This window comes from Ruegeria sp. AE4 (assembly GCF_056542185.1).
Map to the genome: position 1 here is coordinate 748,569 of NZ_JBQFZK010000001.1, position 22,441 is coordinate 771,009.

At 57.1% G+C, this 22,441-nt stretch carries 19 protein-coding genes; 12 read left to right on the plus strand and 7 right to left on the minus strand.

Features of this window, described 5'->3' with window-relative positions:
• The first annotated feature begins 1 nt into the window (after position 1).
• On the plus strand, positions 2 to 3,139 hold the full coding sequence (locus tag ACR0EK_RS03770; RefSeq protein ID WP_480565094.1) for an efflux RND transporter permease subunit: 3,138 nt from the start codon (positions 2 to 4) through the stop codon (positions 3,137 to 3,139).
• A 42-nt stretch (positions 3,140 to 3,181) separates the two neighbouring features.
• Here ACR0EK_RS03770 and ACR0EK_RS03775 read toward each other — a convergent pair whose 3' ends face one another.
• Both ACR0EK_RS03775 and glpD read right to left on the minus strand, forming a co-directional pair.
• Positions 3,182 to 3,727 (minus strand): DUF2087 domain-containing protein, encoded by a 546-nt coding sequence (locus tag ACR0EK_RS03775; protein WP_480565097.1) that lies wholly within the window; start codon positions 3,725 to 3,727, stop codon positions 3,182 to 3,184.
• Between the two features lie 195 nt (positions 3,728 to 3,922).
• A complete protein-coding gene (gene glpD, locus ACR0EK_RS03780; protein ID WP_480565100.1) occupies positions 3,923 to 5,509 on the minus strand; it encodes a glycerol-3-phosphate dehydrogenase in 1,587 nt (528 codons plus the stop codon).
• 179 nt (positions 5,510 to 5,688) lie between these two features.
• Here glpD and ACR0EK_RS03785 point away from each other — a divergent pair, with 179 nt between their 5' ends.
• The 6 genes from ACR0EK_RS03785 to ACR0EK_RS03810 all read left to right on the plus strand — a co-directional run bounded on the left by ACR0EK_RS03785 (position 5,689) and on the right by ACR0EK_RS03810 (position 10,420).
• Positions 5,689 to 6,450, plus strand: coding sequence for a DeoR/GlpR family DNA-binding transcription regulator (locus tag ACR0EK_RS03785; RefSeq protein ID WP_480565103.1), 762 nt, complete (start codon positions 5,689 to 5,691; stop codon positions 6,448 to 6,450).
• Between the two features lie 107 nt (positions 6,451 to 6,557).
• Positions 6,558 to 6,713 carry a DUF5993 family protein gene (locus ACR0EK_RS03790; protein ID WP_209595994.1) on the plus strand — a complete coding sequence of 52 codons (156 nt, stop codon included), beginning with the start codon at positions 6,558 to 6,560 and terminating at the stop codon, positions 6,711 to 6,713.
• A 10-nt stretch (positions 6,714 to 6,723) separates the two neighbouring features.
• On the plus strand, positions 6,724 to 7,293 hold the full coding sequence (locus ACR0EK_RS03795; RefSeq protein ID WP_480485871.1) for a disulfide bond formation protein B: 570 nt from the start codon (positions 6,724 to 6,726) through the stop codon (positions 7,291 to 7,293).
• Positions 7,294 to 7,328: 35 nt separating this feature from the next.
• A complete protein-coding gene (locus tag ACR0EK_RS03800; RefSeq protein WP_480485873.1) occupies positions 7,329 to 7,691 on the plus strand; it encodes a DUF3302 domain-containing protein in 363 nt (120 codons plus the stop codon).
• Between the two features lie 21 nt (positions 7,692 to 7,712).
• Positions 7,713 to 8,858 carry an HlyD family secretion protein gene (locus tag ACR0EK_RS03805; RefSeq protein WP_267366155.1) on the plus strand — a complete coding sequence of 382 codons (1,146 nt, stop codon included), beginning with the start codon at positions 7,713 to 7,715 and terminating at the stop codon, positions 8,856 to 8,858.
• Between the two features lie 11 nt (positions 8,859 to 8,869).
• The gene (locus tag ACR0EK_RS03810) at positions 8,870 to 10,420 is read left to right on the plus strand and encodes an efflux transporter outer membrane subunit (RefSeq protein WP_480565106.1); all 1,551 of its coding nucleotides are present in this window, start codon (positions 8,870 to 8,872) and stop codon (positions 10,418 to 10,420) included.
• Positions 10,421 to 10,423: 3 nt separating this feature from the next.
• On the opposite strand, the gene mprF is transcribed toward ACR0EK_RS03810, so the two are convergent.
• Both mprF and ACR0EK_RS03820 read right to left on the minus strand, forming a co-directional pair.
• A complete protein-coding gene (gene mprF / locus ACR0EK_RS03815; RefSeq protein ID WP_480565109.1) occupies positions 10,424 to 13,033 on the minus strand; it encodes a bifunctional lysylphosphatidylglycerol flippase/synthetase MprF in 2,610 nt (869 codons plus the stop codon).
• Between the two features lie 113 nt (positions 13,034 to 13,146).
• Entirely contained in the window at positions 13,147 to 13,575 is a 429-nt protein-coding gene (locus ACR0EK_RS03820; protein WP_209504154.1) for an Lrp/AsnC family transcriptional regulator, read from the minus strand.
• Positions 13,576 to 13,662: 87 nt separating this feature from the next.
• On the opposite strand from ACR0EK_RS03820, the gene rocF reads away from it, so the two are divergent.
• On the plus strand, positions 13,663 to 14,583 hold the full coding sequence (gene rocF, locus ACR0EK_RS03825; RefSeq protein ID WP_480565112.1) for an arginase: 921 nt from the start codon (positions 13,663 to 13,665) through the stop codon (positions 14,581 to 14,583).
• Complete coding sequence (locus ACR0EK_RS03830; protein WP_480565115.1) at positions 14,583 to 15,626, plus strand: ornithine cyclodeaminase; 1,044 nt, start codon at positions 14,583 to 14,585, stop codon at positions 15,624 to 15,626. Before rocF ends, ACR0EK_RS03830 begins: the two co-directional genes overlap by 1 nt.
• 139 nt (positions 15,627 to 15,765) lie before the next feature.
• Here ACR0EK_RS03830 and ACR0EK_RS03835 read toward each other — a convergent pair whose 3' ends face one another.
• Genes ACR0EK_RS03835 through ACR0EK_RS03845 form a run of 3 tightly spaced genes read right to left on the minus strand, consistent with a single transcriptional unit; the run spans position 15,766 to position 18,875 of the window.
• Positions 15,766 to 17,169 (minus strand): TRAP transporter large permease, encoded by a 1,404-nt coding sequence (locus ACR0EK_RS03835; RefSeq protein WP_209504158.1) that lies wholly within the window; start codon positions 17,167 to 17,169, stop codon positions 15,766 to 15,768.
• Positions 17,170 to 17,172: 3 nt separating this feature from the next.
• Positions 17,173 to 17,802 carry a TRAP transporter small permease gene (locus tag ACR0EK_RS03840; protein ID WP_480565119.1) on the minus strand — a complete coding sequence of 210 codons (630 nt, stop codon included), beginning with the start codon at positions 17,800 to 17,802 and terminating at the stop codon, positions 17,173 to 17,175.
• A 56-nt stretch (positions 17,803 to 17,858) separates the two neighbouring features.
• Complete coding sequence (locus ACR0EK_RS03845) at positions 17,859 to 18,875, minus strand: C4-dicarboxylate TRAP transporter substrate-binding protein (protein WP_480565280.1); 1,017 nt, start codon at positions 18,873 to 18,875, stop codon at positions 17,859 to 17,861.
• Positions 18,876 to 19,305: 430 nt separating this feature from the next.
• Here ACR0EK_RS03845 and acs point away from each other — a divergent pair, with 430 nt between their 5' ends.
• The 3 genes from acs (at position 19,306) to ACR0EK_RS03860 (ending at position 22,426) form a co-directional block, all read left to right on the plus strand.
• Positions 19,306 to 21,270: an acetate--CoA ligase gene (acs, locus tag ACR0EK_RS03850; RefSeq protein ID WP_209504160.1), complete on the plus strand. Its 1,965-nt coding sequence runs from the start codon at positions 19,306 to 19,308 to the stop codon at positions 21,268 to 21,270.
• 7 nt (positions 21,271 to 21,277) lie between these two features.
• Positions 21,278 to 21,961 carry an adenylate kinase gene (locus tag ACR0EK_RS03855; protein ID WP_480565122.1) on the plus strand — a complete coding sequence of 228 codons (684 nt, stop codon included), beginning with the start codon at positions 21,278 to 21,280 and terminating at the stop codon, positions 21,959 to 21,961.
• Between the two features lie 180 nt (positions 21,962 to 22,141).
• Complete coding sequence (locus ACR0EK_RS03860) at positions 22,142 to 22,426, plus strand: DUF4212 domain-containing protein (RefSeq protein WP_209504901.1); 285 nt, start codon at positions 22,142 to 22,144, stop codon at positions 22,424 to 22,426.
• The last annotated feature ends 15 nt before the right edge of the window (positions 22,427 to 22,441 follow it).

The window sequence follows — 22,441 nt, forward strand, 5'->3', positions numbered from 1 at the left end:
GATGTTCTCAGCCCTGTTCATCAGCCGGCCAAAGCTGGCGTTTGTCATCTCGCTGGTACTGACCATCATGGGTGGCATCGGCTATCTGGTGCTGCCGGTCGCGCAGTTCCCTGACATTACCCCGCCCGTCGTCAACGTATCCACCAAATATACCGGCGCAAATGCGGAAACAGTGGAAAACACTGTTGCCGCACCGATCGAGGCGCAGGTCAACGGTGTGGACGACATGATCTACATGACGTCCAGATCGTCTGACAACGGCTCGTATTCATTGGACGTAACCTTCGAAGTTGGCACCGACCCCGATATCGCCTCGGTCAACGTGCAGAACCGGGTGGCACAGGCAATGTCGTCGTTGCCCGCCGAAGTGACATCTTCGGGCGTTGTTACACAAAAATCGTCGACCAACATGCTGATGCTGGTCACGCTGACCTCGCCCAACGGCACCTATGACAGCGTGTTTCTTTCCAACTATGCCTCGATCAACCTGCGCGATGCGCTGGCGCGTGTGCAGGGCGTGGGTAAGGCTGATGTTCTGACCAACCTTGAATATGCCATGCGGGTCTGGATGGACCCGGACAAGATGGCAGCCCTGTCCATCACACCAGGCGATGTGATCAACGCGATCCGCGAACAGAATATCGAAGTGTCCGCAGGCTCGATTGGTGCACCGCCTGTTCCCGAAGGCCAGACCTTTCAATACACGATCAAGTCCAAAGGGCGACTGACGTCAGCCGAAGAATTTGGCAACATCGTGATCCGTACCGGAGACGCCGGCGCAATTGTCCGCGTAAGGGATATCGCCCGGGTTGAGCTTGGTGCACAGTTTTACTCGGCGTCCGGTTATTTTCAGTCCGTGCCCGCCACCGTGATCGGTATCTATCAGGCCCCCGGCGCAAACGCCCTGGCCGTTTCAGAGCGCGTGCAGGCGGAACTGGAGCGGCTGTCCCGCGCATTCCCGACGGATGTGGAGTATGATGTCCCCTTTAACACGACAGACTTTGTCGAAGCTTCTTTGAATGACGTCGTATCGACACTGATCCTGACCTTTACCCTCGTGATCTCGGTCGTTTTTGTGTTCCTGGGAAGTTGGCGCGCGACGATCATTCCGGCGGTTGCCATCCCGGTCTCACTGATCGGCACGTTTGCTTTCTTGCTGGCCTTCGGCATGTCGTTGAACACGATCTCGCTGTTTGCGCTGGTTTTGGCCATCGGCATCGTGGTCGATGACGCCATTGTCGTGGTCGAAAACGTCGAGCGCATCATCGCTGATGAGGGGCTGCCCCCGGCAGAAGCCACCCGTAAGGCAATGGGGCAGATCACAGGTCCGGTCATCGCGACCACGCTGGTTCTGTTGGCGGTTTTCGTGCCGGTGACATTCATGCCGGGCATCTCAGGGCGGTTGTACTCTCAGTTCGCTGTCACGATCTCGACCGCTGTTGTGATCTCGTCCATCAACGCGCTGACACTGTCACCTGCCCTGTGCGGGCTGGTCCTTAAGGCCCGCTCAGGGCCGCCCAAAGGGCTACTTGCGCTGTTCGAAAACTTCATTGGTGGCGTTCGCAACGGCTATGTCGCTATTGTGCGCAAACTGCTTGTCTTTCCAGCTATCGCGCTGGCCATCGTGGTTGGTCTCGGCATGGGAACAGGGGCAATCATGTCGAACACCTCAGCCGGGTTTATCCCGCTGGAAGACAATGGTTATCTCTTTGTTGACGTGCAACTGCCTGACGCCGCGACGCTGGAACGGACCGAGGCCGTGACAAAGCGCCTCGATGACCAGATACGCGAGATCCCGGGTGTGTCCAGCACCGTTCTGATCAATGGCTTTTCATTGCTGAACGGCACAATCACCAACGGCGCTGCGATCTTCGTGAACCTCGACAACTGGGCCGAACGGCAGGAGGAGGACCTGAGCGCCAAGGCCATTCTGGCCAAGGTGCTGGCCATCGCGAATAACGAAACCGCAGCCTCGACCGTTGCCTTCAACCCGCCACCAATTCAGGGTCTTGGCATGTCTGCCGGGGTTGAGATGGAGGTGCAGCAAACCGGAGGCGGCTCGCCGCAGGATCTGGCTTCGGCTGTGGGGTCGTTTGTCTATTCGGCCAACCAGCGCCCCGAGATCGGGCAGGCCTATACGACATTCCGCGCCAACGTTCCGCAGCTGTTCGTGGATCTGGACCGCGAGAAAGCCAAAACACTGGACGTCTCGGTGGCTGAGATTTTCCAGACCATGCAGGCCCAGCTGGGGTCGTATTATGTCAACGACTTCAACCTGTTTGGTCGCGTCTATCGCGTAATGATCCAGGCGGAAGGCAGCTATCGCGACAATGTCGATGACATTGCCAGCCTCTATGTGCGCTCTCAGAAGGGCGACATGGTGCCACTGGGCACCCTGATCGACGTAGAAAACGTGTTGGGGCCGGTTCTGCTGAAACGGCATAACCTGTTCCGGTCGGCAACGGTTACGGCGGTGCCTGCACCGGGCCTTTCCAGCGGCGATGCGATCACCGCGATGACAGAGGTCTCTGCTTCAGCCCTGCCGCCGGGATACTCGTTCGAATGGACGGGGACGGCACAACAACAGTTGGCGTCAGGCAGCCTGGTGATCATTATTCTGGGGCTGGCCATCCTATTCGGTTACCTGTTCCTTGTGGGACAGTATGAAAGCTGGACTATGCCGGTCTCGATCCTGCTGTCAGTGGTCGTGGCCCTGTTCGGGGCGGTGGCCGCGGTTGCCATCGTTGGCAGTGATATTAACCTTTATACACAGATCGGTATGATCATGCTGGTGGGTCTGGCTTCGAAGAACGGCATTCTGATCGTCGAGTTTGCAATGGAACAGCGCGCCAAGGGTCTTTCGATCAAGGAAGCTGCCGTCGAGGCCGCTCATCAGCGGTTCCGCGCTGTTATGATGACTGCCCTGTCTTTCCTGCTGGGCGTCGTACCGCTGCTGGCCGCCAATGGTGCAGGTGCGGCCAGCCAGAAAGCCATCGGTGTCGCCGTGTTCGGTGGCATGTTGGCCGCGACGCTGGTTGGCGTGATCGTGGTGCCTGTCCTCTACGCCCTGATGCAAAGCATGCGTGAGTGGCTGAAAGGCAGCAAAAACGATCCCGGCCCTTCAGAAGAAGCGGCCTGATCCGATCAAAGCCCCGCCCATCAGCGGGGCTTTTTTCTGGCGTCAGTCTGGTCTTCCCCGCCGACGTTCAGAGAGTTCGCGGATCACCACCTTTGCCTCTGGTGTCGGTGCCTGCTCGACCCGGCGATAATCCGATCCATCCCGGTTCCGTGTCAGCAGCCCACATGAAATCATGGTCCGGCGCAGGGTTGCAGGGTCATCAAAACAATGTTCGGCATTGAGGCACGTGTTGACCTCACCCTCTTGCAGCACCGCGGCTGCCGGTACCGCAGACCAGAGCCCCCACAAGGACAAAGTCTGCACCGATCGTTTTGACGGCCATTGCCGAAGTCTGCCCTGCCCGTCGAACAGGTGCAGTGTGCGCTCAACCGTGCGCATGTCAGCAGCCGGCTGTTTCAGGCGGGTCTCGATCCGCCGGGCAGCGGCACTGGTGGCGCGCATATGTTGCACGTTCTGAAACCCGGCGGCACGAGCGACCATGTTCATCAGGTTCAGGTGCGACGGGCTGGAGTCGCCAAGTTGTTGGGACAGGATACGCACGAATCCGGTCAGATCATCGGCGTGCAAGGGTACAGGAGTTTTGCTCATCACAAATCCATATCGGGCGTTTTGCGCGATCGTTGGTCGTTGACTTGACGAAACAACGCCCTGATGGTTGCGATAGTTTCACATACACTGGCAGGTTTAGCACTCTGGGTAAGAGCAGCGACGCCTCGGTGTCTGCCGACCGTATCCAACGGCTAGCACAACACTCATCACCCGCCAAGAGGATAGAAAGATGGATCAGGTCGAGCCGGGGGCCAGCCGTTCAGCCATCCAGCCGTCGATCCGCGCGATCTGCTCGGCATTCAGTCGCAGGCCCAGCTTGTTGCGCCGCCAGACGACATCTTCGGCGGTCCGTGCATATTCCTTGTCGATCAGCCACGCGACTTCCCGCGCGGTCAGGGTTGCGCCAAAATCCTCGCCCAGATCAGACAGCTGTTGCGCATCCCCAAGGACATCTGTTGCTTCGGTTCCATAGGCCCTGATCAGGCGTGCAGCCCAGGCGGCACCCAGAAACGGATACGCGGCTTGAAGCTGATCAGTCAGGGCTTCAACTGCGTCAACCGGAAAGTCACCGCCCGGCAGCGCCACACCAGCGGTCCAGGGGCCCGGCATATTTGGAAAGAATTCACCAACCTTCTCCAGAGCACTTTCCGCGAGCCTGCGATAGGTGGTGATCTTGCCGCCAAACACGTTCAAAACAGGCGCCCCACCCTGCGCATCGACTTTCAGCGTGTAATCTCGCGTTGCTGCGGTGGCACTGCTGGCACCGTCGTCATAAAGCGGCCGCACACCAGAATAGGTCCACACAACATCTTCGCGGGTCACAGGGCGCTTGAAATACTTCGATGCGAAGGCGCACAGATACTCCTGTTCGACCTCGGTACAGACGGGTTTCGTGTCAGGGTCCGGGTGATCCTGATCCGTTGTGCCGATCAGGGTAAAGTCCTGTTCATACGGAATGGCGAAAATGATGCGGCCGTCTTCGCCCTGAAAGAAATAACACTTGTCGTGGTCATAGAGCCGGGGTGTCACAATATGGCTGCCCCGAACAAGTCGAACACCCTCGCGTGAGTTCACTCGGATCTTGGTCTGGATGATGTCCCCGACCCAAGGGCCACCCGCATTGATCAGCATTCTGGCCCGGACAAGACGGGTTTCGCCGCTACTGCGATCACGAAGTGATACCTGCCAAAGGTCGTCCACCCGCTCGGCCGAAATCACCTCGGTTCGCACCATGATCTGCGCACCGCGCGCCTCGGCGTCGCGGGCATTCAGGACCACCAACCGTGAATCTTCGATCCAGCAATCAGAATATTCATAAGCCGTTTCGAACTTGTCCTGTAACGGGACGCCTTCCGGACCCGATCGCAGGTTCAGCGACGTGGTGCCCGGCAGAATTTTGCGACCACCCAGATTGTCATACATGAACAAACCCAACCGGATCAGCCAAGCCGGACGCCGCCCCCGCATCCACGGCATGACCGTACTGAGCAGCCGGGAGGTCGGCGTTTCCGAGTCAAACCGCATGTCCTTGTGGTAGGGCAGCACAAAGCGCATCGGCCAGCTGATATGCGGCATCGCGCGCAACAGGGTTTCACGCTCGATCAGAGCCTCACGGACCAGACGGATTTCGAAATACTCCAGGTAGCGTAACCCGCCATGAAACAATTTCGTCGAGGCTGATGATGTGGCCGAGGCCAGATCATTCATCTCTGCCAATGTAACTGACAGCCCGCGACCAGCAGCATCCCGAGCGATGCCGCAACCATTGATCCCGCCCCCGATGATAAAAAGGTCCGTTGTCTGAACGTCCGCTGACTGCATGCCAATGATTCCTTGTCAGGATGGATGACAGGCATTTGCCAGAACATCCTTCGTATGGTCAATGTTTATGTTCGAATTTTTTCGCTTTGCAACACTAACCTGAAATCTCCTAATACCGTTCTTGCAAAATCGGCCAAAAAGAACAAAAACGAAAGAAACACTTCAAGTTTGGAAACACCATGTCCCTGTCTTTTCGCCAATCTGACATTCTGGACATTGCCGGGGCCGAAGGCCGCGTCACCGTTGACGGGTTGGCCGAAAGATTTGGTGTCACGGTCCAGACGATCCGGCGCGACCTGACCGAGTTGGCCGAGGCAGGTAAACTGGATCGGGTGCATGGCGGCGCGGTGCTGCGCTCGGGCGTGTCAAACATCGGATATGAAGACCGCCGTGCCCTGAACGCCGACGCCAAGACCCGTATTGCACAGGCTTGCGCCACCGATATCCCCGACGGCGCATCGATCTTCATGAACATCGGAACCTCGACCGAGGCCGTGGCGCGGCAATTGCTGAACCACAAGAATCTGATGGTTGTGACCAACAACATCAATGTCGCAAACATTCTGATTGAGAACCCGGATTGTGAGGTCGTCATGGCCGGTGGCGTCCTGCGGCGCACCGACGGCGGGTTGATCGGGAACCTGACTGTTTCGACCATTCGGCAATTCAAATTTGACCTTGCCGTAATCGGCTGTTCAGCTTTGGACACTGACGGAGATCTTCTGGACTTCGACTTTCAGGAGGTACAAGTCAGCCAGACCATCATTGCGCAGGCACGCCGCACATTTCTGGTTGCCGACCATTCCAAGTTTCACCGCTCGGCTCCGGCGCGCATCACTTCTTTGGCAGAAATCGACGCAATTTACACGGATGCGCCGTTACCAGGCGATCTGCACCTGCGCAGTCAGGAATGGCAAACGGACATCGTCCTGTGTAACTAGCGGACATTAAGAATAGTCTCCAATTTACCGCGCCGCTTGCCAGATGCCACCCGGCCTGACACTATCGTTTGCATAAAGATATGTGCACGGGAGGGGAGCACCGGGCCATGATTGCGCTTTTATTTGCATTACTTACTGCCACGATGGGGCTCAACTATTTCAACATGACAAAGGCAGGCAATGCGCTGTTCTTCCTTACGATTGCCCTGAGTATCTACTGGTTGAAATTCCACGCCACCAGTCAGCTGACAATTCAGCTTTGAGGGCCTCATCATGACACCCGAACTGTCACGTACACTAAACGCGATCGGAATGCTGGCCGTCAGTCTCGTTCTGGCGCTGGCGTTCTTCTATCAACTTGTCCTTTACGAACTGCCCTGTCCGCTTTGCCTGTTGCAGCGTGTCGGCTTTGTAGCCGTCGGCGTCGGGCTGGGCCTGAACCTGCTTTATGGCGCGCGACCGCAGCACTATGCCATCATGCTCATTGCCGCTTTGTATGGCGGCAGTGTTTCGATCCGGCAAATCCTGTTGCACATTGTGCCTGGAACCGGCCATTACGGATCGCCCGTTCTGGGGCTGCATTATTACACTTGGGCGGGCATCGCCTTTTTCCTTGTCCTGCTGGGTACGTCGTTCATGCTGCTGTTTGATCGCCAATATGACTCGGGCGCGGCCAGCGAGGTACATTTTGGGGGAAACAAGCTGGCCAAAACCGCCTTCTTTGTCATGCTGGCACTTGCCGTACTGAACGCCGGTTCAACTCTGCTGGAATGCGGACCGGGCATTTGTGATGACCCGCCAACGGACTACAAGTTGATTGACGAACTGAAAACGAATGACTGAGGATACCCTAACCTTCCCCTGATGGAGGCACACACATGGGACTATTGGGCCAGCCGCTGGGCTATTATGACTATCTGACATTGGTCGCGCTGATCCTGCTGCTTGCAGCAGTTATGGCGCTGTTCCTGTTCATTATGGGCCTTCCGGGGCGGATCGCGATCAAACGTAATCATCCCCATGCCGAAGCCGTAAAGATCATGGGATGGATGGGGTTTTTGGCTGTCGTGCCTTGGGTTCACGCCTTCATGTGGGCTTTCCACGATGGCGTCACGGTCGATATTCGCCGGGGCCCGGACGAGGAAAAAGATGCCATTCGCGATGAAATCAAACGCCTTGGCGGCAAGGTCAAACCCGAATACCAGGATCGTCTGGACACAGATGACACACAACCCAGTTAAGACCGAAGGACCCTAATTCCTATGTTCGTCGCCCTCGGCATCACGCTGTTCTACATCATTTTCGTCTGGCTCATTTTTTTCAAGCTGGAATGGCTGAAGTTCAACATTGCCTGGGGCATTGTTTCGTTCTGGGTGGGTGCACACCTGCTGTTGATCTTCCTTGTGGCATTGCGCTTCTTTCAGCCGTTTTCAGCAGACAGCCACGTGGTACGTTCGACCATACAGATCATCCCCAAGCTGACACAGCCGACGATTCTGTCCGAGGTTCTTGTTGAACCGAATACACCGGTCGCAAAGGGCGATCCGCTGTATCGGTTCGATGATACGGTGTTTTCGCTGGCGGTCGATAATGCGCAGGCCCAGTTGGTGGCGGCACAGCAGAATGCCAAAATCCTTGAACAGGATGTCATTGCGTCGACCGAAGCTGTCGAACGGGCCAATGCGCAATTGGCCTATGCGCAAACCCAACAGGCGCGGTATGAGAATCTTGTTCCGGCCGGAGGCGCCCGTCAGGACGATCTGGATCGATGGAACGAACAGGTGACGGAAGATCAGGCCGCCGTCAAACAGGCTGGGGCCAACCTGACCAAGGCTCAACTGGCGCTGGAATCGCAGATTGACGGCGTGAACACGGGCATCCTTCAGGCGCAGGCGCAATTGGCCGAAGCCGAGTATTTTCTGGAAAACACAACAATCTATGCGCCTGAAAATGGCATGATCGTCTCACAGCAGGCCCGCCCCGGATTGGTAGTCGGTGACGTCCGGTTGGGTGCGATTGCCAGCTTCGTGACTGATGAAAGCCCTTATATCCTTGCCACATTCCGCCAGCAGAACCTGAAATTTGTCGAACCGGGACAAGAGGTCGAAGTCGCGCTTGATCTTTATCCCGGTGAAATCCTGACGGGCAAGGTCGAAGCGATCTGGTGGGCCACCCGTCAAGGGCAACTCATCCCGTCGGGCCGCCTGCCCGGTTTCGAGCTGCCCAAACTGCCCGGTCGGATTGCGGTTCAGATCACCGTCGATGTGCCGGAAGACCACATCTTCCCAGCGGGCGGCCATGCCGCTGTGGCAATCTATACAGGCCAGGGCAAAAGTTTTGAGTTTCTGAGGCGCATCAACATCCGCCTTTATTCCTTCGCCAACTTCATCCGACCCCTGGATATCTGAGGATGCGCGCCATGACACTCCGCAGGTTGTTGGGAACCGCCATTTGCGCCGCCACTCTCGCGGCTTGCACACCCGTTGGACCGGATTTTGTGCGCCCCAATTCACCTGTCGTAAAACAATGGATTGAGGTCAACAACCCCAGCGCCGGTCAAAGCGGGCTGACCTCGCGCAGTGCGCCTGTCGTGAAATGGTGGCAGACATTCAATGATCCGACCCTTAACAAACTGATTGCCGAGGCCTACGCCCAGAACCTGACACTTCAGGTCGCTGGTGCGCGGGTTTTGCAGGCGCGCGCGCAACTGGGTATCGCCTTTGGCGAGCTTTACCCGCAGTCGCAGGCCATTGGCGGCTCGCTTGAACGGCGCCAGATCAGCGACAATCTGGGGCCAATTTCGGATGTCAATCGCGTCATCCCGCTGGATACCGAGTTCTCGACCTCGCAAGTCGGCTTCGATGCCCAGTGGGAGTTGGACGTCTGGGGCGCGCAGCGGCGCGGCGTTCAGGCCGCGCGATCCAATCTGGCCCTGCAAGTAGCAAACTACGACGACGCGTTGGTTACGCTGACCGGGGATGTCGCCGCGCTTTACGTCAATATCCGGGCGCTGCAAGAGACGCTGGCAATTGCGCGCGAGAACATCAAATTGCAGCAGGACTCGGCAGACCTGACTCAGCTGCGGTTTAACAATGGCGTCACCACGGAACTGGACGTACAGGAATCCGCCGCCCTGCTGAACAACACCAAGGCGCTGGTACCCGAACTGGAAAGCGACCTGCAACAGACCAAGAACGCGCTTGCGGTGTTGTTGGGCACGACACCTTCACGCATGACCGGTCTGCTGGGCAATACCGGCCGCATTCCATCGGCCCGGGCAAATGTGGCAGTGGGCGTTCCCGCTGAATTGCTGCGCCGCCGCCCGGATGTACGCGCGGCTGAACTGGCGGCAGCCACGCAATCGGCACAAGTGGGCATCGCGATGGCGGACCTGTATCCCCAATTCATCCTGTCAGGCGCAATCGGTCTGCAGGCATCCGGCGGGCGCGATCTGTTCAGCGGTGGCAGCACCACCGGTCTGGCCAGTGCCGGTGTGGTCTGGAATGTGCTGAACTATGGCCGCATCAAGAACAATGTTCGCGCGCAGGACGCCGCTTACCAGGCGCTGATTGCGAATTATCAGAACACTGTGCTGACCGCTTATTCCGAGGTTGAAAGTGCCATGGTCGCTTATGCGCAGGCACGTAAGCAGGTCGGGTTCTATCAGCAAAGTGTCGAAGCCTCACGCAAAGCTGCCGAAATCGCCGTCAGCCAATATACAGATGGCATTGCCGATTATTCGCGCGTGCTGAACACCCAGACCGCACTATTGCGGTCGCAGGCCAATCTGATCGAGGCGCGGCAGCAGGTATCCAGCAACCTGGTGGCGGTTTACAAGGGTCTGGGCGGCGGATGGCAAATCCGTCAAAATCAGGAATTCCTGCCTGAAACCGTTCTGGCCGAGATGGCCTATCGCACGGATTGGGGCGATCTGCTGCAGAAAACCCCAACCCGCGCAAGCCTGAATTAGGTGCTACTTGGTTAATCCACGCAATCCGCCCGAGATCAGAATATTAACCTCATAGAGGATGCGGGGCGCGGCCAGCCCACCGGGGCTGGCCAGATAGTTCGGGCTCCATTCCGGATCGAACTTCTGCTTGAACGCACGAAGGCCCTCAAAATGGTAGAACTGTTCGCCATGTTCGTAAACGAACCCACCGATGCGGTTCCAAAGCGAAGCAAGCTGACGGTTTTCGATCCCTGAGAACGGTGCGGCACCCAGTGAAAACCAGTGAAACCCCTGCTGCGCCCCCCAATCCATCATGTCGGCGAAAAGAGCGTCCATGACGAAACTTGGGCTATCGGGTTCATAACGCATGAGGTCCAGTGACAGCTCGGACTTGTTCCCTCCTTGGAACAGATTGGCAAAGGCCATGATCTTGCCGGTATTGCCATCACGCAGGATCGCATGATCGAAATAGGACAGGTATTGATCATCAAATCCCCCCAGTGCAAAGCCCTTTTCTGCACCGGCCTTTTGCGCAAGCCAGCGGTCTGAAATCCCACGCAAATCTGACAACAGAGGCGCCAGTTCTTCCTTCGGAATGATCTCGAACACATATCCTTCGCGTTGAGCACGGTTCTTGGCCTGCCGGAACCGCTTGCGCGACTTTCCGTCCAGCGAGAAGTCGTGCAATGACACCCGCGCAACCTCACCAATCTTCAGGATCGACAGTCCAAGATCCAGAAAAGTCGGCAGATATTTGGTCGAGACACTGTAGAACGCGCAGAGTTTACCTTCGCGATCCGCCATTTCCCGAAGTTGCCAGATCAGTTGCTGCCCGGCCCTCTCGTCACCAACAGGTTCTCCTTTTGAAATCAGCGCATTGCCCGTGTCGGCGTAGGCGATAAACGCGGTCTCATCCGGTGAGATCAGGAATTGCTTGTCGCCGGTAAGCGAGATCTGGGATTCCGTATCCTCACTCTCCATCACCAGCTGCTCCACAACCTCTGGGATTTCAACCCGCTGCGGTGTCGGTATCTCACGCCCGAACAGAGAGTTCACGGCAACAATGCCCACGATCACGGCCACAACAAGGCTGGACCGCAGAAAGCGCGAAGCGTCACCGTTCCAGGCAAACTGCCACCACAGATCGTTTTGGTATTCGACATGCGAATATGCAAACAGCCCGATCCAGAAAATCACCGCCAGCAGAACCACGACACTGATCAGCCATGGGATGTTCAGCCTAAATATCGACGCGCCGCTGACTCGGTAGAACGCGCCACGAAACATGGCCAGCAGACCAATCGTTCCCAGCATCGAAAGCGCTTCGTGGATGTCGAGCCCCTTTGCAAGCGAAGCAAAGAACCCTGCCCCCATCAGCACCATCGCAACGATCCATGCCCGGTAGAGCTTGCGGAACAACCCGCGCGAGACCAGCAACAGCAGCACGCCTACGACGCTGCCTGCTAGATGCGAAGCCTCGACAAACGAAAGCGGCAGAATATCTTTCAGCGTGCCGAGCTTTTGCGCCCCAGCTGGCAAAGCGCCCGACACCAGCAAGATCACTCCGGCCGCCGCGGCAACCCCGGCCGCGACTATCGGAACCATGGGACGGATCACGCGATAGACCCAGATGGCGGCACCGCCGATCATGTGTCTTTGGGTCAAGGCAGATGCAACGGCAATGGAAAGGCTGGCGACTGCAAATGGCAGAAAAGTGTAAACCACCCGGTAAAGCAGCAACGCAGCAATCACATCCGAACGGCCTGACGCCCCCAGACCGGCAATCAATGTCGCCTCAAACACGCCGATCCCACCCGGCGCATGGCTTAGGATCCCAACGGCAATGGCAGCGATATAGATCGTGAAGAAATACGGGTACCCGACACCCAGATCATCCGGCATCAAAACGTAAAGCACCATGGATGCGCCAAACAGGTCCCCAATGGCAGCCAACGTCAGCAGGCCCGCCAGTTTCCCTCCGGGCAGATCGAAACCGACGCCCGCAACAGCCAACCGCCGGCCACCGCTGGACAGCCAAATGAACATCGCAACAAATGCAGCCAGCAAGCACAACCCTACGGTGGTTTCGACCGTTTCGCTGACGGGCATCACCTTGGATATTCCATCCGGGTGCAGGGTCAGCAACAAACCCAAAATCAGGATCAGACCCATCCAGAACGCCACCCATGAGGTCGCGATTACGCCAGCCACCCGGCCAAGGTCCAAGCCAAGCGACGCGTATATCCGATACCGGATCGCGGTTCCCGTGATGTAGGAAAACCCAAGGCAGTTCGACACCGCGTATCCGCTGGCTCCGGCCATCCCCGCCACAGGTAACGGCACCTTGCCATCTGCCACGCTCTGTACCGCGAACACATCATAGAGCGACAGCGACAAAAAGCTGAACGCTGTCCAGCACATCGCAAAAAACATCAATTTCCATGATGTCGCCGAAATATCGGTCTGGACATCCGACCATTTCACATGGGCCGACAGATCGTGCAAAACCGAAAGGGCAATCCCGGTAATAACGACCGGTATCGCGATGCGCAGCCAGGGTTTTTCCAGCAGACCAGCAAGTCGTTCGGCCCACTGTCCGGCTAAAGGCCCGTCGCCTTTTTCAGATGTCGTCATGCCGTAAGCCTTCCGGATATACTGAACCCTTAGACAGCAAGCGGCCTACCTTAGGGTAAGCCGCACCCTGTCTGCTCACAAACTCTGGCACAAGTCGCATTCATCTCAAAGCACTAGAGCCGCCCCTTGCGCGTTGACAGCAGCAGGTTCGTTTCCGAACGTGTAACGCCGTCGATCTTGCGAATTTGAAACAAAACCTCGTCCAGTTCGGCCAGAGTTTCCGTACTGATTTCCGCAATCAAATCCCAACTGCCGTTGGTCGAATGGACCGCCGTGACCTGCCGCATGGCTCCGATCCGGGACATCACGCGCTCGGTGCCGCGCCCCTCGATTTCCAGCATCATCAGCCCACGTACCGGGCTTTGTGCCAGATCCCGACGCGTCAACACGGTAAAACCGACGATCTCACCGGATTGCTTGAGCCGTTGCAAACGGCTGCGCACCGTCGTGCGGGTCACACCAAGCGTTTCCGACAGCTCTGACAGGCTGGCGCGCGCGTCGCGCTGCAATGCGCCCAGCAGACGACTATCCAATTCGTCCATATTACCTTCTCATTAAGGAGTTTCCTGATCCATTTTGAGCATTTTGTGCTCTTCACGCAAGACACAGTGACGGCCTAAATGGACCACATGGAACGCAAAAACATCATTTTAGTCGGCGCGCCGATGGACGCCGGGAAACGGCGTCAGGGTTGCCGAATGGGTCCTGACGCATATCGCGTGGCCGGGCTGGATCAGGCCTTGGCCGATCTTGGTCACTCCGTTTGCGATTGGGGCGACGTGCAACCTGAAAAAACGGACCTGCCCGAGCATCCGCACCTGTTCGCGCTGCCCGAATGCGTCGGATGGACGCAAGCGCTGAGCAAGACCGCACTGACAGCAGCTAAACAGGGCATTCCAATCTTCATGGGCGGCGATCACGCATTGTCCATGGGAACCGTGACCGGGATGGCCGCCTATGCTGCTAAGGTCGACCGCCCGCTATTCGTTCTGTGGCTGGATGCGCATAGTGATTTTCACACCCCCGACAGTACAGACAGCGGCAACCTGCATGGCACACCTGTCGCCTATTTCACAGGAAGGTCGGGATTCGAGGCGCTTCCGCCCTTACCCGCTGTCGTGCCAACCGATCGAGTCGGCATGATTGGCCTGCGCTCTGTCGACCCGGCGGAACGTTTGGCGCTGGAACAGGACCGCGCCATGCTGGCCGACATGCGCAGCATTGACGAACATGGGATCAAGGCGCCGTTGCTGGCGTTCCTGGATCGCGTGAAAGCCGAAAACGCTATTCTTCACGTCTCGTTGGATGTTGATTTCCTGGATCCGGCCATTGCCCCTGCCGTCGGCACCACTGTTCCCGGCGGTGCGACCGAGCGCGAGGCTCATCTGGTCATGGAACTGCTGCATGAAAGCGGACTGGTCAGTTCGCTGGATCTTGTCGAACTGAACCCGTTCCTGGATGAACGTGGCCGCACCGCAAAACTGATGGTCGATCTGGCCGCCTCACTTATGGGCCGTCGCATCTTTGACCGCCCCACCCGGAGTTTCTGATGACCCAACCTTCTGAAAAGGCGCTCGTGCCTTTTGTGTCCGTCGACAACATGATGCGGCTGATTCACCACATAGGAGTCGAACAGATGATCGTACAGATCGCCGATCAGATCGAATCCGATTTCAAACGGTGGGAAAGCTTTGACAAGACCCCGCGCATTCCGGCACATTCACCCCACGGAGTGATTGAACTGATGCCCACCTCGGATGGGGAGGCATATGGATTCAAATACGTGAATGGACATCCCAAAAACACCTCCGAGGGTCTGCAAACTGTGACCGCATTCGGATTGCTGGCGGATGTTTACACCGGGTATCCCACTCTGCTGACCGAAATGACGATGCTGACTGCATTGCGCACAGCGGCAACGTCGGCTCTGGTCGGGCGCTATCTTGCCCCAAAGAATGCCACGACCATGGCCATGATCGGCAATGGGGCGCAGTCCGAATTCCAATGCCTCGCTTTCAAGGCAATGTGCGGGATCGACACTGTCCGGCTTTACGATACCGATCCCGGTGCAACAGCGAAATGCACCGCAAACCTGCAAGGCAAAGGCCTGACGGTCATCCCATGCAAGACACCGGAAGACGCTATTGAAGGTGCTCAGATCATCACTACTTGCACGGCCGACAAGAAATACGCCACCATCCTCACCGACAACATGGTCGGTCCCGGCGTCCACATCAACGCCATCGGTGGTGATTGTCCCGGCAAGACAGAATTGCATCGCGATATCCTGCTGCGCTCTGACATCTTCGTCGAATACCCCGAGCAAACCCGGATCGAGGGCGAAATTCAAGCGCTGGATGCTGATCATCCCGTGACCGAGATGTGGCAGGTTATGACCGGTGCCGCCAAAGGGCGCACAGACGACCGCCAAATCACCCTGTTCGACAGTGTTGGCTTCGCAATCGAAGATTTCTCAGCCCTACGCTATGTCAAGCAGGCGATCAAAGGCACCGCGTTCTTTGAGCCTCTGGACATGTTGGCCGACCCGGACGATCCGCGCGACCTGTTCGGAATGCTGATGCGGGCCGGTTAGGCGCGCCTAAGGGGGCTCTGCCCCCGCCGCCCGTGCCGGGCGCCTCCCCCGGGATATTTGTTGGCCAGATGAAGCAGGGGATCCCTTCTTCATCTGGCTTTAAATATCCCGGAGCGCGAGGCAGAGCCTCGCATCCTACCTACCCCGCAAGCGATGGCAGGTAGAGTACAATACCAGGGAAAGCCACGAGCATTGCTATGGTCAGCGCGTCGGCCACGAAAAAGGGTGTCACACCCCTGAAAACATCCTGAACACTCAAATCCGGTCGCACCCCGGCGACGACAAAGCAGTTGAGTCCGATGGGCGGTGTGATCAGACAGAATTCGGCCATCTTGACTACCAGAATTCCGAACCAGATCGCGCACATCGGGCCGGACATGCCAAACGCACTGTCTGCGGCACTGACAGATTCACCACCGTTCAGCGCCATAACCGCCGGATAAACAACAGGTAAGGTCAAGAGCAGCATTCCAATCGCATCCATGAACATGCCCAACACGGCGTAGGCAAGAAGAATACAGATCAGGATCAACATGGGCGACATCTCGAGCCCAGTTATCCAGTCAGAAAAGGCGCCGGGAAGGTCTGCGAACCCTAGAAACCGCACATAGATCAGAACGCCCCAGATGATCGAAAAGATCATCGCAGTAAGCTTGGCCGTCTCTAGCAACGCTGATTTGAACTCACTCCATCGCATCCCGTGGAACAAGGCGAAGCAGAAGACAATGAAGGCGCCGATTGCGCCGCCTTCCGTCGGTGTGCCCCACGCTTTTTCACCAAACGGGTTATAGACAAAGCAGATGATAATCAGGATGACGGCGACAATAGGAATGGCTCCGGGAAGGGCCGAAAAGCGCTGTTTCCATGTAAAGCCTGTGACTGGAGGACCGACAGATTTAAAGATCACAGCGATCCCGACAATCAGCACGGCATAGATGATCGCTGAAAACGCGCCCGGAATGAACCCCGCCAACAGCAGCTTCCCAACATCCTGCTCGACGATGATCGCGTAGATCACCAGAATAGCCGATGGTGGAATCAGTGATGCCAGCGTTCCTCCGGCGGCCACCACACCAGCAGCAAAGCGTTTGTTGTAGCCTACCTTCAGCATTTCCGGGATCGCGATGCGGGCGAAAACGGCAGAGGTGGCAACCGAGGCACCCGACACCGCGGCGAAACCAGCAGTGGCGAATACGGTTGAAACCGCCAACCCTCCGGGAACCCATGCGACCCAGCGTTTTGCAGCCTCGAACAATGCCCGCGTGAGACCTGCGTAGTAAGCCAGATACCCGATCAGGATAAAGGTCGGGATCAAGCTAAGAGTATGAGAGGCAACTTTGGAATGCGGCACTTGCCCGGCGGTTTTGACCGCAACAGTCAGCGCTTTTCCAAACCGCGCCGGATCATACCCAAACTTGGCCCAAAAAATCCAAATCAGCCCAATTAACCCGGCCAAACCCGCAGCAAAAGCCACGCGCATGCCGACCACGACAAAGACCAGAAGCCCGCCTGTGACCCAGAGGCCAATTTCTATCGTGTCCATAAATCAGTCCTGCCCTTCGAACTGTTCGGCCTCAGCCGCTGCTTGTGCTGCCGCGTCCTGAATCAACGGAACGGCCACCGGAGCTTCCAGTCCCAGCAAAAAAGCCCGGCCATATCCCCAGATCTGCAAGGCAAGCCGCAGGCACAGAACAGAAAACGCGATAGGGGCCAGTAGTTTGGCGGGCCACAATGGAATCCCGATATCAATGGAACTGTCGCGGCTCCACAATGGTGCACCGAAATCAAAGGAGCGGTCGAAGTGAGACCAGCTGCCCCAAACCAGTGCAAGCATCAGAAGCAGGATCAAAACCACCGAGATCAGTTCGAACAACCACAACCCTCTGCCGTGAAGGCGCGACAGAACGATGTCCATGCGGATGTGGCCACCGTCGCGTTGAACATAAGAAATGCCAAGAAATGCGATCAATGGCATCGCCTGTTCGATCCAGTCAACATATCCTGGCAATGGGGCATTCAGGGCATTGCGCCCACTGACCGAGATAACGGCCAGGACCATCAGGCCAAATACTGCCAAACCGCTGATGAGCGCGAGAAAACGCTCCAGTTTCAACAACTGCTGATCCAGCTGGCTCAGACGACTTCCGTCCACCAGCACTGTGGCCTGTCCTGCCATTCCAGTTTTCCCCAATATTGGTGTACCGGGTGCCTGGCAGGCACCCGGGTTCAGGATCAGTTGCCGCCGCGCTGTTGCGTCAGCGTCATCTGCACGAGATCAAAAAGATCCTGCGCTGGCAGCCCCTGTTCCGTCATTTCCGCGATCCACTTTTCACGGATCGGGTCGGCTGCTTTGGTGCGGAATTCTGCAATCACGGCATCATCAATCATGACTTTCTGGACACCCTTTTCTTGCAGAACACTGTCCCATTGCTCGAGCAATCCGTCGTAATTTGTCAGGTAGTGGTCAATCGCCTCATCAATCGAGCTATCCAGCGCCTCGCGATGCGCAGCCGGCAGAGCCTCGTAAGCGTCAATGTTGACCACGACCGGGCAGTTTACCGTTCCCGGGTTCAGGTTAGCCGTCCACCAGTCGGCTTCGTTGATCGTCCCGAAAGACAGATGTGCGTGCTGGGCAAAGGCCACGGTGTCGACGACACCGGATTCCATGGCATTGAATGCCTCGGTTGCCGGGACCGAAGTCGGAACACCTCCGACCGCCTCGAAGGCTTGCCCCAAACCGCCAGTTGCACGGACCCGCATTCCGTCAAAATCAGCCAGTTCATCGCGCGGCTCGCCAGTGCCGACCAGATTATACTGCGGCATCGGTGAGGTCATGATGATGCGGGCGTTCCATTGCGCCATCTCATCCTTGACTGCGGGGTGGTCATAAACCGCATGACTGACCGCCACCTCCTCCTGCAGGTTGTTCACGCCGAGAAAAGGCAGCTCCAGAACGGTAATCGCGCGGTTTTTGTCGCGGTGGTAACCTGCACAGAACTGAGCCATCTCGAAGGCGCCGATTTCAATGCCGTCCAGATTTTCGCGCGGCTTGGACAACCCGCCATAGCTGACATTGATGGTGAATTCACCACCGGTTTTTTCGCTAACAAGTTCGGCCAGTTTTTCAACATGTTCGGTGAAGGCTCGACGCTTGCCCCAGACCGATGCGTTCCACTCAGTAGCAAAAGCTTCACCGACAAAGGCAAAGCTCAGGGCGGCGACAGCGGCGCCGCTCAACATCTTTTTCATCATTTGATCTCCCATTGATGCGCCTCCTCCCGAGGCGCTTGAGGATCAAGCTAGCGCCAACATTCTACTGTGCCAACCCTGCCTTGGTTTTCCGCTGGTATCAGAAGCAGTTCCCGCTTGGATTGCGCATGTAGAAAAACCCGACATTCGTGGACTGACACCTACTTGTGTTAGGAACTGCAAGTAGGACATGTGTTACACCTATCCATATATTTTAAATGGATTTTTACGGAATTAGTGCGTTTTCTTTACTAGATATGGTCGTAGTTAGAAATTTCTTTACAAATAAATTCAGGGATTCCGGCAATTTATTTATTTATTTTCAGAACTCGGTAATATTCGAACTCGGGGAGGAACGGGATCGACATTGCCGGACCAAGTGGCAAAAAATGTCCCAACGCAATCCAGTCCAGAGGGAGGAGCCTCAAAAATGACCACCGCTGCCCAGGCAGATGCCAAGACCTATCCGCCATCCGCAGAAACCGTCGCACGTGCGCATGTTGATGCCGAAAAATATTCCGACATGTACGCCGCTTCGATCAGTGACCCCGACGCATTCTGGGGCGAGCAAGGCAAGCGCGTTGACTGGATCAAACCCTTCACCCAGGTCAAAGACGTTAACTACGATTTCGGTTCGGTTAAGATAAACTGGTATGCCGATGGCACCTTGAATGTTTCGGCCAACTGTCTGGATCGCCACCTGAAAACCCGCGGTGATCAAACGGCAATCATCTGGGAGCCGGACGATCCAAATGATCCGGCTCAGCATATCTCTTACGCGGAGTTGCACCGCCGCACTTGCCGCATGGCAAATGTCCTTGAATCTTTGGGTGTGCGCAAAGGCGACCGCGTTGTCATTTATCTGCCGATGATCCCCGAGGCTGCATATGCCATGCTGGCCTGTGCGCGGATCGGCGCAATTCACTCTATCGTTTTTGCAGGCTTCTCGCCGGACGCGTTGGCGGCCCGGATCAATGGCTGTGACGCCAAGGTCGTCATAACTGCGGACGAGGCTCCGCGCGGTGGTCGTAAAACGCCCCTGAAATCCAATGCCGACGCGGCGCTGCTGCACTGCAAGGATACCGTCAAGTGCCTTGTCGTGAAACGCACCGGTGGTCAGACCACCTGGATCGACGGTCGTGACTTTGATTACAACGAAATGGCCCTTGAGGCGGACGACTACTGCGCACCAGCCGAAATGAGCGCTGAAGATCCGCTGTTCATCCTATACACCTCTGGCTCGACCGGTCAGCCAAAAGGCGTTGTTCACACAACCGGCGGCTATCTGGTTTACGCCGCAATGACGCATGAGATCACCTTCGATTATCATGAAGGCGACGTGTATTGGTGTACTGCGGATGTGGGCTGGGTCACCGGCCACAGCTATATCGTCTATGGCCCGCTGGCCAACGGTGCGACCACGCTGATGTTTGAAGGTGTACCAACCTTCCCGGACGCATCGCGTTTCTGGCAGGTCTGCGAAAAGCACAAGGTGAACCAATTCTACACCGCGCCTACAGCGATCCGCGCCCTGATGGGTCAGGGCAAAGAGTTTGTCGAGAAATGCGACCTCAGCGATCTGCGCACCCTGGGAACCGTGGGTGAGCCGATCAACCCAGAGGCCTGGAACTGGTACAACGATGTCGTCGGCAAGGGCAAATGTCCCATCGTGGATACATGGTGGCAAACGGAAACCGGCGGTCACCTGATGACCCCCCTGCCCGGTGCCCATGCAATGAAGCCCGGATCGGCAATGAAGCCGTTCTTTGGCATCGAACCGGTGGTGTTGGACCCGCAGTCCGGCGTCGAGATCGAAGGCAATGGTGTCGAGGGTGTGCTCTGCATCAAAGACAGCTGGCCCGGCCAGATGCGCACCGTCTGGGGCGATCATGAGCGGTTCGAAAAGACCTATTTCTCGGATTACAAAGGCTACTACTTCACTGGTGATGGCTGCCGTCGCGATGAAGATGGCGACTACTGGATCACCGGCCGCGTGGACGATGTGATCAACGTGTCGGGCCACCGCATGGGAACGGCCGAGGTGGAAAGCGCACTGGTTGCGCACGCCGCCGTGGCAGAAGCTGCTGTTGTCGGATATCCTCATGAAATCAAGGGGCAAGGCATCTATTGCTATGTCACTTTGATGAACGACCGTGAACCAAGCGAAGAGCTCCGCAAGGAGTTGCGCACCTGGGTCCGGACCGAGATCGGACCGATCGCCAGCCCCGATGTGATCCAGTGGGCCCCGGGCCTGCCCAAAACACGTTCGGGCAAGATCATGCGTCGCATCCTGCGCAAGATCGCCGAAAACGACTTCGGTTCGCTGGGTGACACTTCGACGCTGGCCGACCCGTCGGTGGTCGAAGACCTGATCGAAAACCGCGCGAACAAGTGAGGATGTGATGGACGCTGCCACAATCACCACACCCGCTGTTCTTATCCTTCTCGGCCCTCCGGGCGCCGGGAAGGGCACGCAGGCCCGGATGCTGGAAGAAAAATTCGGACTTGTTCAACTCAGCACGGGTGACCTGTTGCGCGAAGCCGTTGCCGCAGGTACCGAAGCAGGCAAAGCCGCCAAAGCCGTGATGGAAGCCGGTGATCTGGTCAGTGACGAGATCGTCATTGCGATCCTGCGCGATCGTATGGCGCAACCAGATTGCGCCAAGGGTGTCATTCTGGATGGGTTCCCCCGCACAACGGTTCAGGCCGAGGCGCTGGATGGTCTGCTGGCGTCCAATGACCAAAAGATCAACGCAGCAATCAGCCTGGAAGTGGAAGATGCAGAAATGGTGATCCGCATCTCGGGCCGCTATACCTGCGCGGGCTGCGGTGAAGGGTACCACGACCAGTTTAAGAAGCCTGCCGAAGACGGTAAGTGCGACAAGTGCGGCAGCACCGAATTCAAGCGCCGCGCGGATGACAACGCTGAAACCGTGGCTTCGCGCCTGGCGGCTTATCACGCACAGACCGCGCCGTTGATCACCTACTACGACAGTCACGGTGTTCTGAAACGCATCAATGCTATGGGCAGGATCGAAGATATCGCAGGCGATCTCGAAGGGATCGTCGGCGACGTAATGAGTTAAGGGGAGGAGAAAAGCCACAAGGCTTTGATCCTAAAAAGAATACTTCAAAAGACCGCCTTGGCGGACTGGTGGAGTTTTGCCTGTCACCACACGGTGTTGGGCATTGTCGAGAAGCGGACCGACGCACTGGAGGAGTTGGGCACCGGGCCGCCAAACGAGGAAGCGAAGGAGGAACCCGCAATGGCGGATCAATCTACAAACTCCGCGCAGGCAGCCGAAGCCGACAAGGGCTATTGGCAGGCCAACCTGCGCCTCATCTACATCAGCCTCGTGATCTGGGCGCTGGTGTCATTTGGATTCGGCATCCTGCTGCGTCCGCTGCTGTCGGGCATCGCCGTCGGTGGTACTGATCTGGGCTTTTGGTTCGCTCAGCAAGGATCGATCCTGGTCTTTCTGGTGCTGATCTTCAACTACGCCTGGCGCATGAACAAGCTGGACGCCGAACACGGCGTGGATGAAGAGTAAGGGAGAGCGGGGATA